Source organism: Psychrobacillus sp. OK028 (genome assembly GCF_900103605.1).
GTDB lineage: Bacteria > Bacillota > Bacilli > Bacillales_A > Planococcaceae > Psychrobacillus.
In genome coordinates, this window is sequence record NZ_FNHY01000014.1 from 44,667 (window position 1) to 56,351 (window position 11,685).

The window sequence follows — 11,685 nt, forward strand, 5'->3', positions numbered from 1 at the left end:
TTTCCTAACACTTTTTAATCCGTTATTTTAAAGAATTTTTCTGCATTTTTAGTTGTTGCTTCTGCCACTTCTTCTATTGTAATTCCTTTAAGTCGTGCTATTTCTTCCGCAACAAGCGGCACAAGTGCTGGCTCATTTCTCTTACCCCGATGTGGGTGTGGAGCCAAATACGGTGCATCTGTTTCAATTAGTAAATACTCTAAAGGAATCGCTGTTGCTACTTCTTTTGGTCGCTTAGCATTTTTAAATGTAACAGGTCCTCCAAGAGAAATCATAAAATTCATATCTATACATTGTTTTGCTGTTTCTACACTTCCTCCATAACAATGCATGATGCCCCCAGTAAGATGTGCTTCTTCCTCTCGTAAAATACGAATCACATCTTCTGTTGCATCTCGATTATGGATAATAATTGGTAAATTAACCTTTTGAGCTAAACGTATTTGTTTTCTAAACAATGCCTGTTGAACATCTTTAGGAGACTTATCCCAATGATAGTCAAGACCCATTTCACCTATACCAACTACCTTTTCGTGCTTAGCAAGTTCCTCAATCCATTTCAAGTCCTCTTCCGTACAATCAATTGCATCGACAGGATGCCAACCAACTACAGCATAGAGAAAAGAATACTGCTCCACAAGTTTCATTGCTCTTTCAATTGTAATTCGATCGAATCCAATAACCACCATTTTTTTTACATTCGCTTCTAGGGCACGATTAATAACTTCCTGCAAATCTTCCTCATACTGATCTGCATTTAAATGCACATGTGTATCGATAAACATTTTAAATCCTCCTTACCTTTTGATAGTTATATTACATTATTTACAATACTATTTAAGAAATACTTAGTTCAAATTTATTCAATAATAATACCGTTTCAAATAACAAATAACCAGTAAAATAGTATCTAAAAATACTATTGAAATAAAAAGACCTGTCCATAATTTGACAGGTCTTTTTGCAATTTTATTTTACTTGCGCACCATTTTCAAGTTTTTCATCTACAGTAGCAAGTGTTAAATATCCGTCTTTTTCACCTGCAAGAATCATTCCTTGAGATAACTCTCCTCTTAGCTTCACAGGTTTCAGATTTGCTACTACAATTACTTTCTTACCGATAACGTCTTCTGGTTTATAATATTGCGCTATACCAGAAATCACTTGACGTTTTTCATAACCCATATCTAATTGCAGCTTTAATAACTTATCTGCTTTTGGCACTGCTTCACAGGATAAAACAGTAGCGACACGTAAGTCTACCTTGAAAAAGTCATCAATCGAAATTTCTTCGGCTTGAGGCTCTTCTTCTTTTTCATCTTCCTGAGGTGTTTGGACAGATCCTTGCATTTGCTCACGAATATATGCAACTTCTATATCTACATCTAATCGTGGGAAAATTGGAACTCCGGTTTTTATAACAGCTGTTCCGTCTTTAATCACTGTAAATGAACCTAAATGATTCCACTGCAAATAATCCTCTGTAAAACCAAGCTGCTCCGCGATTTGCTTAGGACTATTCGTCATAAACGGCTGAGCAAGTGTGGCAATTTGGCGAAGGCTTTCTGCTAAATGAGTCATGACGGAAGCTAGCTGTCCCTTAGTAGCTTCGTCTTTTGCAAGTACCCAAGGCTGTGTTTCATCAATATACTTATTTGTGCGGGATACTAAAGCCCATAAATCTCCAAGTACTAAGCTAAATTGCATTTTCTCCATATTTGCTTCATATTTTTCAATTGTTTCTATTGCAAAATCCTCTAAGGTTGCATCAAATTCTGTTGCTTTACTTTGACTTACTGGAATTTTCCCATCAAAGTATTTATTGATCATAGAAACAGTTCTATTCAACAGATTTCCTAAATCATTCGCAAGATCAAAGTTTGTTCTCTCTACAAACGACTCTGGAGAGAATACCCCGTCTTGACCAAAAGGTAACTCACGCAATAGGAAATAACGCGTTGCATCTAATCCATAACGTTCTACTAACATTTCTGGGTATACAACATTTCCTTTCGACTTAGACATTTTGCCGTCTTTCATCATAATAAACCCATGAGCAAATACCTTTTTAGGAAGTGGTAAATCTAAAGCCATTAGGAATATCGGCCAATAGATAGTATGGAAACGAACTATGTCTTTTCCTACTACATGAACATCTGCTGGCCAAAATTTTTGGAATAGAGAATCATCATCTGATAAATAACCGAGTGAAGTAATATAGTTTGTTAAGGCATCTACCCATACATAAATTACATGTTTAGGATCTCCAGGTACTTTAATCCCCCAATCAAAGGATGTTCTGGATACCGATAAATCTTCTAGTCCTGGTTTAATGAAGTTGTTGACCATTTCATTTTTTCTAGATTCTGGCTCTATAAATTCTACATTTTGTTCGTAATATGCTAATAAACGATCGGCATACTTTTTCATATTAAAGAAGTAAGATTCCTCTTTCACTTTTTGAACTGGACGACCACAGTCTGGACAGTTTCCTTCTATTAACTGTGTCTCAGTAAAGAAAGATTCACAAGGTGTACAATACCACCCTTCATATTCTCCCTTATAAATGTCTCCATTATCTAAGAACTTTTGGAATATTTTCTCCACTATTGTTGTATGACGTTCCTCTGTTGTCTGAATAAAATCGTCATAAGAAATATCCATTAACGCCCATACTTTTTTTGCCGCTTCTGCAATTTCATTTACATAAATTTGAGGCTCTTTTCCTGCTTCTTGTGCTTTTTCTTGAATTTTTTGCCCGTGCTCATCCATTCCTGTTAAGAAACGAACATCATATCCTCTAAGTCTTTTATATCTGGCCATTGCATCGGAAGCAACGGTTGTATAAGCTGTTCCAATGTGAAACTTTCCACTCGGATAATAAATGGGAGTTGTTAAATAAAATGTTTTCTGTTGATCTTTCAATGTAAAGATGCCTCCAATGTTGATTCTCTTTATTCTTTATTCTAACGAAATGAAGAGTTTGTTTCAATCAATTCATTTAGGCTAGATTGTCGAATGAAATTTTCCAAACCATAAATTTGAAAAAACTAGATAATATATCAAAATAATTCCTATTTTCTATAAAAATAGTCAAACTTTTAATAAATCAATATATTATTATCAAAATATTATTATTTTACTCTCTTATACTAAAGCATTAATTATTGACGAAAATGGTAGTACTTGGTATGATATATTACATAAAAGAGGTTTATGTCGAATCTTGGCGAAAAATATGCACTCTTGAGAGGAGAAAAATTTTTATGAAGTCTACAGGTATTGTACGTAAGGTTGATGAATTAGGTCGCGTAGTTATTCCAATAGAATTACGTCGCACACTAGGTATTGCAGAAAAAGATGCTTTAGAGATTTATGTTGATGATGACAAAATCATTCTAAAAAAATATATGCCAAATATGACTTGTGCTGTAACTGGTGAAGTTTCAGATGACAACCTTCGTCTAGTTGGTGGAAAACTGATTCTAAGTCCAGAAGGTGCAGAATTACTAATCAAAGAGATTCAAACTAACCTAAAATAATTAAATAAAGAACCGTAAACTAATAAAGTTTACGGTTCTTTTTATAGAAATAATAAAATAAATCTTTACTGATTCTATGTCTAGCTCTAGCGCAATGCTCATCGCAGATTAACGTTGTCGGGACTGACATAGGCGATTGTGCTTTTCTAATCAACATGATAATTTTGATAGACTTCTCTCTTAGAAAGACCTCTTTGGATTGCTACTTCTTTAATAGCTTCCTTTGAGGTGTATTGTTTTTCTGCTATTAGTTGATCCACATGCTCCTCTAATGTTAGTTCTGCCCACCACTGTGTTTCTTCCACTGTGTCAGACGCAGTTTCGTTTCCTTCTAAAACAATACAGAATTCTCCTCGAATCTCTGCCTGTTCCACCCATACAACTGCTTCGTTAATGGTACCTCTTAAAAACTCTTCAAACTTCTTAGTTAGTTCTCGTGCCAATACAATCTTTCGACTTCCTTCTATAATAGATTGCATGTCTCGTAATGATTCCTTCAAGCGATGTGGGGACTCATATAGAATGACGGACTCTTGTCTTTTTTGAAGTTTTTCAATTTCTATTTTTCTTTCTTTTTTATTGCGACTTAAAAACCCATAAAAGAAAAAGGGCTGTGTCGTAAGTCCCGATGCAATTAGTGCACTCAGTGCTGCGTTTGCTCCAGGGATTGGTACAACCGCAAAGCCTTCTTTTACTGCCTTTGCAGCAATATCTGCACCAGGGTCAGAAATACATGGAAGCCCCGCATCACTCACTAGTGCTATGCGTTTCCCTTCTCTCAATAATTCTAATAATTTTTCTCCACCAGCCTGTAGATTATGGTCATGATAGCTGATAAGTGGGGTAGAAACCTCAAAGTAGTTACATAACTTTTTCGTATTTCTGGTGTCCTCTGCTGCAATAATATCTACTTCTTTTAATATGCGAATAGCTCTCATCGTCATATCTTCTAAGTTACCAATGGGAGTTGCAACTAAATACAAGCAGCTACTTTGTTCATGCTCGGTCGATTTTTGAGATTTCATCATTTACTTGCCCCCATATAATCTATTTTTTGTTTTCTCGTCAGCTGTTTAAAAGCATACTCTGCTTGCATGGCCTCTTTCTTTGTTTCGAAACATTCACTATATATACAACTGACAGGCCCTTTTGCCCGTGTATACTTAGCACCTTTTCCCTCATTATGTACCCGGACTCTTTTCACCAAATCATTCGTATAGCCAGCATAATAGGATCCGTCACTACATTCTAACACGTAAAAAGTATGCTGTTTTTCATTCTTTTCCATACAGCATCTCATTTACTTCTAGTGTATATTTTCCATCATCTCCATACACATATAATGGAGGTAGTATTTTCAAGTCAGGCTTTCCATCTTTTATCCCTTCGATTAGCAATGTATTTGCCTCTTTTCCTTCTTTTGGGTAAATGAAACGAATTCTCTTTGGCTCTAATCGATTGGCTCTCATCGCAGTTATGATATCGAGAAGTCTCCCGGGACGATGAACAAAAGCTGCTTTTCCACCTTGTTTTAATAGTTCGCTAGCAGATTGAACAGCCTCATCCAATGTTAGGTGAATCTCATGTCGGGCAATTGCTAAATGCTCTTTTAAGTTTTTCTCACTTGCTTCATGAGCTGGAAAATAAGGAGGGTTACAGGTAACAACATCAAATTTTTCAGAACCAAGCTCTTTAGCAATTCCTTTTACATCTGCCTGCCTAATTGTAATTTGGTCGGTGAGATTATTAAACTGAACACTTCTTGTAGCCATATCAGCAAGTCTTTCTTGTAATTCTACTCCTATAATTTCTGCCGTTGTTCGAGCACTTAGGAATAATGGTATTGCCCCGTTTCCTGAACAAATATCTACAATTCTTCCTTTTTTAATCGGTACATATGTAAATCTTGCGAGCAAAACTGCATCCAAAGAAAAAGAGAAAACAGAAGGACTTTGAATAATGCGTAGATCCTCTGCCAATAAATAATCGAGTCGTTCGTCATCCTTTAACCATTGTTCCATAATTATTACCCCCAAGCAAAATAAAAGACTGACACCCACTTATGGAGTGGCATCAGTCAAATGTTTATGTGTTTTGTTTGTTTAAAAATGAAAGACAAAATAGACAATCTTCTTCTTTTCGAGAACTTCCAAAGTGAACATGACACACATGGTAGCCTTCTTGATAGAGTCGGGCTAAATTATCGTGACCCTCTCCCACATCAAACTTGTTTACTTTCTCATCTCTCATTTTTTCAAGCATTGCTTCTTTTTCGTGGATTTCATCGAGTCGTTGTCTTAAATGATTATTTTCTTGTTGTAGCGCTTCCCGTTCTTCAACCATTATCGCCACAAATTCTTTTAAAGCGCGAAATTGCAGCTGCGTGGACTCTAATTGTTTTTCAAAATCTATAATTGTATCAAAAAAATTGCGGTCCATCACACATTCACCTCATTGCCCCGACCATTGCACCTGATTTGTTGCATGGTTTGTAATTTCTTCTAACGTATAATCTAGAACGCGTTGTGGATCAGGTAATTCTATACGTAAAACTCGTTCCAAAATATTCATACTCACTACTCTACCTAGTCCATCAGGTGTTTCGACTTTGTCCCCAATATCCGGCATTTGCTCTCTAGCAGTTTCATATTCATCGTTTTCATACTTCAAGCAACACATAAGTCTGCCACAAAGTCCAGAAATTTTAGATGGATTCAATGATAGGTTTTGATCTTTCGCCATTTTTATAGAAACTGGTTCAAAATCTCCTAAAAATGTAGAACAGCAAAGCATGCGACCACAAGGACCAATACCACCTAACATTTTTGCTTCATCACGAACTCCTATTTGTCTAAGCTCAATACGAGTTCTAAATACTGATGCTAAATCTTTTACCAAATCTCGGAAGTCTACTCGACCTTCTGCAGTAAAATAGAAAATAATTTTGTTTCGGTCGAATGTATATTCAACGTCAACTAACTTCATTTCAAGATTTCTTTCGATAATCTTCTCAGTTCCTAATGCAAGTGCTTGAGCTGATTCTAATCTATTTTCTTCTACTTGGATACGATCTTTATCCGTAGAAGGTCTTACTACTTGTTTTAAAGGAAGTACAACATCATGTTCTCCAACTTGCTTAATAGGGACAACAACCTTACCATACTCTACTCCTCTAGCTGTTTCGACGATTACATAATCGTCTTTCTCTAAAGTAAAATCCACTGGATCAAAATAATATATTTTACCCGCTTTTTTAAAGCGGACTCCTACAACATTATACAAAAGTAAATCCCTCCTGCAGGTTAAGCATCAACTGCTCCATCATCAGAGTCCGATTCATATTTTTATGCAAATTTTGTTTTGCATGTAAAATCATTTCTAATTGCTTCGATAATTGCTCATACGTTGTTTGCAGGGCAATCTGCTTCCAATAAGAAATCATATCGGGAAAAGTACAATCTGCGATGGGACTTGCTTTTATAGCTACTATATCACGATATGCGAATAGTAGTAAATCTAACGCTTGTTCTGCCTGCTCTTTTTCTTTGAGCAATGGACCAAAATCTTCATGAATACACATCAATGCATCCTGAACACTTCTTCCATTCGCTTCAACCAATTTTAACACTGATTTCCTTACAAGTCCAAACTGCTCGTCTTTTGCTAAATTAATTGCTTCTTCTACTTGATTCGTCATTTTGCAAACAGTAGAAGCCATGGAATCTGTGATTCCCTCTTCGATTAACTTTTGCTTTAAGACTCCAGCTGACATTGGAGATAGGCTAAAATGCTGACATCTAGAGCGAATAGTTGGAAGTAATGCATGCATTCGATCCGTTAATAGAATCGCCGTTATTTCACTTTGAGGCTCTTCTAAAAATTTCAACAGCGTATTTGCTGCACTTGTATTTAATTGATCTGCATGATGTATGGCATATATTTTTCGTTGTTTTTCTATAGTTGTTTTACTTAATGCATGTACCAATTCATCTACTTGTCCCTTTTTTATAAACTGACCATCAGGTTCCAACTGCATAAAGTTAAGATGATTGGAGGATTTTAACCTTTTACAAGATCGACATGTTTCACATGGAACATTTTTTGTCGGATTTTCGCAATAAATGAGCTGAACAAAAAATTGCATGACTTTTTCTTTCCCAGTTCCTTTTGCCCCTTCTAGAATATAAGCATGTCCTATTCGATTTTTGGATACGATTGTTTGTATTTGTTTCACTACGGTTGGTTGCATTCTTTCCACGTCCTCAATCGACCAGTTTTCCATCACTTCCACCTCTTTCTAAGAAAAGCGTAAGTTCGTGCCTACTTTCTTCTACAACGAGCTTTGCCCTGGAGCTACGTATGTACTTAGTTATAAATAAATAATTTCTTGTGAAAAATCCCGCGTTTCGCATTGAGCGAAAACACGGGAAACTTACGTGTATAAATTGATAAGTAAGCCTTTTATTTCTCCAATTTTATCTAACAAGTCTATAGAGCTTTTTTCTTGGTTTAAAATTTCTTCCGCTAATTCTACTAGTTTTTCATCAATAGTTTCCACAAGTTTTAACTTTCTTCCTTCACCAAAACGATTCCACGTATGAGACTGTTTTAATCCCATTCCGAAATCGACAGCTTCGTGCAAAAACTTTCGGATAAGCATTTTAAACTTTGCCATATCACGTAAGTTTCGTGAACGTGCTAGACGATCTCCCGCTGTGGAAATATCTCCAAGAAGTCTTGTCATCGTCTCCGTCTGCATACGCTGCTCTTGTTTTGTAATCATTTGACCAAATTTAACAGTCTGATTTCCATTCTGTATTGCATCTTTTCGAATATTATCTATACCAACACGCATATCTTGGTTAATCTTCACTTTTTACTACTCCTTCCCTCATTATCAAAAATGATGGAATTGTTCAATTGGAAGTACAAATACAGTAGCCCCTCCAACCTCAACTTCGACTGGGTAAGGAATATAAGAGTCTGCATTTCCTCCCATTGGAGATACAGGTGCTACCATTTGCTCTCGTGCTCTACAGTTATCTCTAATTAGCTCTAAAGCTGAGGCTACTAGAACATCATCAGTACCGATTAGAAATGTAGTGTTACCGGAACGTAGAAAACCACCTGTACTTGCAAGTTTTGTTGCTCTAAACTTTGCCTTTGTTAATGCATTAGACAACCGATTACTATCCTGATCTTGAACTACCGCTACTATCAATTTCATCGATACTCACCCCTATTATTATTTTTCTTTTAATTATACCATGAATTATCTAATAATTTCTAATTCCCGTTTGATAACTGTATATGTTTCCTCTAATACTTTCTCTACCGATTGCGAGGCATCTATTACTTGTATTCTTTCTGGATATTTTTCAACTAATGCTAAATAACCAGCACGTACTTTCTGATGAAATGCTAAATTTTCAACATCTAATCGATTTATTTCTCGATTTTTATGTGCGTTAATTCTAGATAGTCCTACTTCTGGATCAATATCAAAAAGAAGCGTTTTTTCTGGCATCGTGTCTCCGATAGCAAACTTATTAATCGCCCATATTTCCTCTACACCAATACCACGAGCAAATCCTTGATATGCTAAAGAACTATCAATGAATCTATCACAAATTACAATTTTTCCAGCTTCTAATGCAGGAAGAATCTTCTCTACTAGATGTTGTCTTCTTGCAGCAGCATATAATAATGCCTCGGTACGGCTTTCCATCATTGTATGCTCATTATTTAAAATTATGTTACGAATCTTTTCAGAAATCATAATTCCTCCAGGCTCTCTTGTCATTACGACATCGTAGCCTTCATCTATTAATCGTTTTCCTAATAAATTCATAACAGTAGTTTTACCTGCACCCTCTGGACCCTCACTTGTTATAAAATACCCTTTTTTTTGCACAGTTACTCCTCCACCACATATATTAACTTTTCTTCTAGTCGATGCTCTCCTTGAAACAAAGCACCTTTTTCAATCCACTCTTCTAATTCAGTCAGAATAGGAACTGTTATCTTTTCCCCTGGTAAGATTAATGGGATCCCTGGTGGGTATGGAACCACCATCCCCTTTGCTATTCTTCCAATTGACCTTACATAAGGGATCCATTCCCCTTGTTTCTCACTCAATAATTCCATATTCATCTGTAAAGTAGAAATAGACTTTTGATGTAAATAATCTATATTGTTCACACGGTCTGGGATTTCTTTTTTCAAGTTATCTATTGCATATTTTACTCGCTTTCTAATCTCCGCGAATGCATATTCATGCTCCACTTTTAGTAACGGAAGAATGAACAAAACTTGGTATGGATCCGCTAGCTCCGCATATATATTTTGTTTTTCAAAAGCTTGCTGTACCTGAAAACCAGAATACTTTCCAACACGTATTAATAGTTTTAAGGGATCGTCTACTTTAACCACTTCCACTAATGGAATACTTTCTAAAGCTTCTATAAACACTTCTCTTCTATCCATCAACTGTTTAAAATCCATTGAACTATATCTTTCCACATAACTTCTTGCATCGTCTAGAGAAGCTAGAATTAAATAGGAGGGACTACTAGATTGTAACATTCTTAAGTATTTATTTATTTTTTTGCTATCAATCAATTGAGAACGAATATGTAAAAAGGAACCCATCGTTAATGCTGGTAATGTTTTATGTGCTGAATGCACAACAACATCAGCTCCATATAATAACGCTGATTTTGGAAACCCCTTATTCGTTTGAAAATGCGCACCATGAGCTTCATCTACCAACACAGGCATCTGAAGACTATGGCAAAGGTTAATGATGTCCTCCAAGTCCGGTGAGGAAACCCCATAATAGTTTGGGTAGGTTAAGACAACCGCTTTAGCAAATGGATATTGTTGAATTGCCTCTTCCATTACCGTTAATGATACGTAGGATGCCGTTTTAGTTTGTTCGTCCCATTCGGGTGATACAAAAATTGGCTCAGCCCCAACTAATTCAATAGCATGAAAAATAGATTTATGTGCATTTCGTTGTACAATAATTTGTTCTCCATACTGACAAGTTGCGAATATCATAGCTAGATTTCCAACAGTAGTACCATTCACTAGAAAGAGACTTGCATCTGTATTATATAATTTAGTTAACAATTGCTCTGCTTCTTTTATAGCTTCCTCTGGATGGTGATAATCATCCAATCCATTTAATTCAGTCAAGTCATATTGCATCGAATCCCTAATAGGTAGTGGCAAATTGGATAAAAGTCCATGTTTATGTCCCGGCACATGAAAAGAAATGGGCTTTTTCTTATAAAACTGCTCCAATGCTTCAACCAATGGTCTTTTCTCCTGCATGATATTACCTCACGATACGTTCTAATTTCTTTCTTCTATTATACATGAATAATTACCAGTACAGGGATAGAAATGAGTTATAGCTCTTCAAGGCATAAAGCGCACACTTCGAATATACTATTTATTTTTGTTGCAGTTGGAATCTTAGAAGCCTCTATGGATTACATAGCTGTATTTAGATTAGAAACAAAAGAGTTACTCCAGAGCACCTCTATTTTTCAAACACTTTTCTAATATGAGATAGACAGCTGTTCCTTTTTAGTAAGATAGCTCTGAAATCTATTAAAATAGCCCATAAGCGGCTACGATTTATGGATAAATTGCTGTTAAAGCCCATAAAGGAAGCGATATAGCCCATAAAATTGTAGATATAGCCCATAACTTATAATTCAATCATATTCTCTAACAAAATCCATAACAAAAAAGTCGTTACCGATATAACTCGGTAACGACTTCTTCTTTGGTGCCCAGCGACGTCCTACTCTCACAGGGGGAGACCCCCAACTACCATCGGCGCTGAAGAGCTTAACTTCCGTGTTCGGTATGGGAACGGGTGTGACCTCTTCGCCATCATCACTAGACTCTTCGGCTTTCAATACACATCGTACTTCTTCGTCAACTTCATTCGTTCGGTCAGTCACGTACGTTAGTACGTTCCTTTCCTCTCTCAATTGTTTCCTCGAATTACTCGTGTCTTGAAACCCTCATGTATAGAGTGTTTGTTCACTCAAAACTGGATAAACGACATTGTTTCGTTAAACAAATTTGGTTAAGTCCTCGATCGATTAGTATTCGTCAGCTGCAC

13 protein-coding genes and 1 rRNA gene are annotated in these 11,685 nt (G+C 36.1%); 1 reads left to right on the plus strand and 13 read right to left on the minus strand.

All coding sequences use genetic code 11. The features are described from left to right. Positions 1-14: 14 nt before the first annotated feature. Both BLR36_RS17975 and metG read right to left on the minus strand, forming a co-directional pair. A complete protein-coding gene (locus BLR36_RS17975) occupies positions 15-785 on the minus strand; it encodes a TatD family hydrolase (protein WP_093063112.1) in 771 nt (256 codons plus the stop codon). Between the two features lie 184 nt (positions 786-969). Then, positions 970-2,925: a methionine--tRNA ligase gene (metG, locus tag BLR36_RS17980; RefSeq protein ID WP_093063113.1), complete on the minus strand. Its 1,956-nt coding sequence runs from the start codon at positions 2,923-2,925 to the stop codon at positions 970-972. Positions 2,926-3,260: 335 nt separating this feature from the next. Here metG and BLR36_RS17985 point away from each other — a divergent pair, with 335 nt between their 5' ends. Further along, a complete protein-coding gene (locus tag BLR36_RS17985) occupies positions 3,261-3,542 on the plus strand; it encodes an AbrB/MazE/SpoVT family DNA-binding domain-containing protein (protein ID WP_175454122.1) in 282 nt (93 codons plus the stop codon). Between the two features lie 146 nt (positions 3,543-3,688). Here BLR36_RS17985 and rsmI read toward each other — a convergent pair whose 3' ends face one another. The 11 genes from rsmI to rrf all read right to left on the minus strand — a co-directional run bounded on the left by rsmI (position 3,689) and on the right by rrf (position 11,461). Next, complete coding sequence (gene rsmI / locus BLR36_RS17990) at positions 3,689-4,567, minus strand: 16S rRNA (cytidine(1402)-2'-O)-methyltransferase (protein ID WP_093063127.1); 879 nt, start codon at positions 4,565-4,567, stop codon at positions 3,689-3,691. Continuing rightward, positions 4,567-4,830: a GIY-YIG nuclease family protein gene (locus tag BLR36_RS17995; protein WP_093063115.1), complete on the minus strand. Its 264-nt coding sequence runs from the start codon at positions 4,828-4,830 to the stop codon at positions 4,567-4,569. The genes rsmI and BLR36_RS17995 overlap by 1 nt, the downstream gene beginning before the upstream one ends. Then, positions 4,817-5,563, minus strand: a complete 747-nt coding sequence (locus BLR36_RS18000; protein WP_093063116.1) for a tRNA1(Val) (adenine(37)-N6)-methyltransferase — start codon at positions 5,561-5,563, stop codon at positions 4,817-4,819. Before BLR36_RS18000 ends, BLR36_RS17995 begins: the two co-directional genes overlap by 14 nt. Before the next feature lie 64 nt (positions 5,564-5,627). Next, positions 5,628-5,981, minus strand: a complete 354-nt coding sequence (gene yabA / locus BLR36_RS18005; protein ID WP_175454119.1) for a DNA replication initiation control protein YabA — start codon at positions 5,979-5,981, stop codon at positions 5,628-5,630. A 12-nt stretch (positions 5,982-5,993) separates the two neighbouring features. After that, the gene (locus BLR36_RS18010) at positions 5,994-6,824 is read right to left on the minus strand and encodes a PSP1 domain-containing protein (RefSeq protein ID WP_093063118.1); all 831 of its coding nucleotides are present in this window, start codon (positions 6,822-6,824) and stop codon (positions 5,994-5,996) included. Beyond that, positions 6,817-7,824: a DNA polymerase III subunit delta' gene (gene holB, locus BLR36_RS18015; RefSeq protein ID WP_093063119.1), complete on the minus strand. Its 1,008-nt coding sequence runs from the start codon at positions 7,822-7,824 to the stop codon at positions 6,817-6,819. The genes BLR36_RS18010 and holB overlap by 8 nt, the downstream gene beginning before the upstream one ends. A 150-nt stretch (positions 7,825-7,974) precedes the next feature. Beyond that, positions 7,975-8,415, minus strand: a complete 441-nt coding sequence (locus BLR36_RS18020; protein WP_175454121.1) for a YaaR family protein — start codon at positions 8,413-8,415, stop codon at positions 7,975-7,977. A gap of 24 nt (positions 8,416-8,439) precedes the next feature. Next, entirely contained in the window at positions 8,440-8,769 is a 330-nt protein-coding gene (locus BLR36_RS18025) for a cyclic-di-AMP receptor (protein WP_093063120.1), read from the minus strand. A 45-nt stretch (positions 8,770-8,814) separates the two neighbouring features. Next, the gene (gene tmk / locus BLR36_RS18030; RefSeq protein ID WP_093063121.1) at positions 8,815-9,456 is read right to left on the minus strand and encodes a dTMP kinase; all 642 of its coding nucleotides are present in this window, start codon (positions 9,454-9,456) and stop codon (positions 8,815-8,817) included. Positions 9,457-9,458: 2 nt separating this feature from the next. Then, the gene (locus tag BLR36_RS18035; protein ID WP_093063122.1) at positions 9,459-10,880 is read right to left on the minus strand and encodes an aminotransferase class I/II-fold pyridoxal phosphate-dependent enzyme; all 1,422 of its coding nucleotides are present in this window, start codon (positions 10,878-10,880) and stop codon (positions 9,459-9,461) included. A gap of 465 nt (positions 10,881-11,345) precedes the next feature. Further along, positions 11,346-11,461, minus strand: a 5S ribosomal RNA gene (rrf, locus tag BLR36_RS18040). Positions 11,462-11,685 lie beyond the last annotated feature (224 nt).

What these genes read in the sequence shown, in the direction of transcription:
- BLR36_RS17975 (WP_093063112.1), bottom strand. Translation starts at nt 785, where the DNA reads ATGTTTATCGATACACATGTGCATTTAAATGCAGATCAGTATGAGGAA.
- rsmI (WP_093063127.1), bottom strand. Translation starts at nt 4,567, where the DNA reads ATGAAATCTCAAAAATCGACCGAGCATGAACAAAGTAGCTGCTTGTAT.
- BLR36_RS17995 (WP_093063115.1), bottom strand. Translation starts at nt 4,830, where the DNA reads ATGGAAAAGAATGAAAAACAGCATACTTTTTACGTGTTAGAATGTAGT.
- BLR36_RS18000 (WP_093063116.1), bottom strand. Translation starts at nt 5,563, where the DNA reads ATGGAACAATGGTTAAAGGATGACGAACGACTCGATTATTTATTGGCA.
- yabA (WP_175454119.1), bottom strand. Translation starts at nt 5,981, where the DNA reads ATGGACCGCAATTTTTTTGATACAATTATAGATTTTGAAAAACAATTA.
- holB (WP_093063119.1), bottom strand. Translation starts at nt 7,824, where the DNA reads ATGGAAAACTGGTCGATTGAGGACGTGGAAAGAATGCAACCAACCGTA.
- BLR36_RS18025 (WP_093063120.1), bottom strand. Translation starts at nt 8,769, where the DNA reads ATGAAATTGATAGTAGCGGTAGTTCAAGATCAGGATAGTAATCGGTTG.
- BLR36_RS18035 (WP_093063122.1), bottom strand. Translation starts at nt 10,880, where the DNA reads ATGCAGGAGAAAAGACCATTGGTTGAAGCATTGGAGCAGTTTTATAAG.